The following is a 2,861-nucleotide window of genomic DNA, read 5'->3' as shown; positions in this document are numbered from 1 at the left end:
TATAACAACCATCCACGATACTCCATCAGGCGACTCCGATATTGTCTCGTTTGATATTTGGGGACAGAAATTCATGGCAATCAGTGCTGGGCCTCATTTCAAGCTCAATCCGTCGGTATCTTTCATCGTAAATTTTGACCCATCGCGGGAAAAGGACGCGGAAGAAAAACTAAATGAGGTTTGGAACAAATTGTCCGAAGGTGGCACAGCCTTAATGCCGCTTGATAAGTATCCGTTCAGTGAAAAGTTTGGCTGGATTCAGGATAGGTATGGTTTGTCCTGGCAGTTAATGCTTACCAATCCAGAAGGTGAAGAGCGGCCTTCATTAGTACCGTCACTTTTGTTTGTCGGAGATAATTGCGGTAATGCGGAAGAGGCAATTAATTTTTATTTATCGATATTTAAGAACGCAAAGCAGGGATTGATCGTCCGATATCCTAAAGGCATGGAGCCGGACAAAGAAGGAACCATCATGTTCTCTGATTTTAGCTTAGAAAATCAGTGGTTTTCCGCAATGGATAGCGCACATGAGCACAAATTCAATTTTAACGAGGCATTCTCTTTTATGGTTTACTGCGACACACAAGAAGAGATTGATTACTACTGGGAAAGGCTCTCTGCCGTTCCAGAAGCCGAGCAATGCGGCTGGCTGAAAGATAAGTTTGGCCTATCTTGGCAGATTGTGCCGACTGAGATGGACGAGATGATGGGCAAAGGCACTCCAGAGCAACTTGCGCGCCTAACGGAAGCATTTCTTAAAATGAAGAAATTTGATCTTGCGAAATTACGGGAAGCATATAACGGATAATGAGAATACAGCCTATAGAAGAGCTGAGGTAGTCGAGCGAATGACGGATGAGAAATATTTTAAGAAAACTAAATTTTCCTTGGATGAATAACATTTTTACATAAAGATGCTTTTGAACAATCTAATGCAAGAGTTTAAAATCCGGCTGCATTGCCGGATTTTTTATTTTCGCTCTTTTCGAAAAATCCGATCATTGGAACTTGAGATTCGCTCATTGAAGGAATTATTAAATTAAAAAAAGAATACTTTGTAATAGTCTATTGTTAAAGTATGGATGAAAGGGAAATGATTTGATGACTAAATATACTTCTAAACATTTTAATCTTGAGAGGGTAAGTAAAGGTATCTATGCAGCCATCGCAAAAGATGGGAGTGGATCTGTTGGAAATGCGGGATTCATAGATTTAGGTGGAAAAACAATTATTTTTGATACATTCAATACACAACAAGCAGCAGAAGATTTAAAAAATTTAGCCGAAAACATTACCAATCAACCTGTTTCTTGGGTGGTCAATAGTCATTGGCATGGTGACCATATTAGAGGGAACCAGGTATTTAAAAATTGTAATATAGTATCTAGTCAAACAACTCTTCAAAAAATGAAGGAAAATCATCCACAGAGAATAGCCAAACAAAAAGAAGATTTAACAGGTTTAAACCATTACCTCGAATCACTTATTGAACAAAGAAAAAGCTCCACTGACTTAAATTTAGACAATAAAATCAATTTTCTAAGAGAAATAGCCATTTCGCTGCCCACTCTTGAATTAGTTTTGCCACAATACACTTTTAATAAAGTATTTACTATTTATGGAACAGAACGTACGGCTGTACTGATGGCACTTGGTAATGGTCACTCCTATTGTGATTCTATTCTTTATCTGCCTGAAGATGAAATTATCTTTATGGCTGACCTTTTATTTGTCGCGACTCACCCATCATATTTTCCTGAATCTAATCCAAGCCATTGGGAAAGTATTTTAAACAAAGTTATGAGCTTTGAGATACAGAAAGCAATCCCTGGGCATGGACCAATTGGAACAAAAAAGGATCTTGCAAAGTTAATGAACTACATAAAAGAATTAAAAATGATTTCAAATGAAGACATTCATCTAGATGAAGTTCCAATTCCTGATCAGTATAAAGAGTGGGCATCTCCTGAATTGTTTAAACAGAATTTAAAAATGTTAAGATAATCCTAACTGAAATGGCGGCCCATAAAAATTGTAATAACAATCGATTTTATGTTCGGAGGAATAAGGGTGAAAGCAGGTTTGAAGCAAAACAGTTACAGTAATGGATTGGTGGCCTTCCATTTTACACAAACTGCTTAACACCTACTGTGTTTAAAGTTATCCAGTAATTGGATATGTTAAAGATATGATAGAATAGCTGCATATCTAAAAACCAAGGGGGAAACTAATATGATCAGTACAAACAGGGAGTTATCACTAGAACAAATTGAGGAACTACTTAGCACTTTGAAAGCCCGTTTTGAGAAAAACATGAAACGGCATGAAGATCTTGAATGGGCTGAAGTACAAGCTAGGCTCGAAGTTAATCCTGAAAAACTGTGGTCGCTTAGTGAAATGGAAGGAACAGGCGGTGAGCCCGATGTTATTGGTCATGATAAAAAGACAGGCGAATACATTTTTTATGATTGTTCGGCGGAAAGCCCTAAAGGCCGCAGAAGTCTTTGTTATGACCGTGAAGCGCTGGAGTCCAGGAAACAGCACAAACCAGAAAATAGTGCAATTGATCTGGCAGCTGCCATGGGCATTGAACTTTTAACGGAAGAACAATACCGGGAGCTGCAGAAACTTGGAAATTTCGATTTGAAAACGTCGAGCTGGGTGCAAACACCTGCTAATATTAGAAAACTTGGCGGGGCTATCTTTTGTGATCGTCGCTACGATACTGTCTTTGTGTACCACAATGGAGCAGAATCCTACTATGCTGCAAGGGGTTTCCGCGGCTCGCTAAGGGTTTAATTTTTGCACAGACGGCTAACTTTAAAAACATCCCCAGGCTTTGGTTGAACTGTGACCCATAA

General features: G+C 38.7%; 3 protein-coding genes. All 3 read left to right on the top strand.

The annotated features are described in order from the left end of the window. Positions 1-808 (top strand): VOC family protein (locus tag V7659_RS19990; protein WP_335541681.1); only part of this gene is annotated, 808 nt, incomplete at its 5' end. Positions 809-1,101: 293 nt separating this feature from the next. Next, the gene (locus V7659_RS19985; RefSeq protein WP_335541679.1) at positions 1,102-2,004 is read left to right on the top strand and encodes an MBL fold metallo-hydrolase; all 903 of its coding nucleotides are present in this window, start codon (positions 1,102-1,104) and stop codon (positions 2,002-2,004) included. 228 nt (positions 2,005-2,232) lie between these two features. After that, a complete protein-coding gene (locus tag V7659_RS19980; RefSeq protein WP_335541678.1) occupies positions 2,233-2,799 on the top strand; it encodes a DUF4256 domain-containing protein in 567 nt (188 codons plus the stop codon). Positions 2,800-2,861 lie beyond the last annotated feature (62 nt).

The organism is Neobacillus drentensis (assembly GCF_036966985.1).
Lineage (GTDB): Bacteria > Bacillota > Bacilli > Bacillales > Cytobacillaceae > Neobacillus > Neobacillus drentensis_E.
The sequence above is the reverse complement of the archived record's forward strand: the minus strand, read 5'-3'. Positions and strand labels throughout refer to the sequence as shown.

Coding starts and splice junctions, on each gene's coding strand:
- V7659_RS19985 (WP_335541679.1), top strand. CDS start 1,102: ATGACTAAATATACTTCTAAACATTTTAATCTTGAGAGGGTAAGTAAA.
- V7659_RS19980 (WP_335541678.1), top strand. CDS start 2,233: ATGATCAGTACAAACAGGGAGTTATCACTAGAACAAATTGAGGAACTA.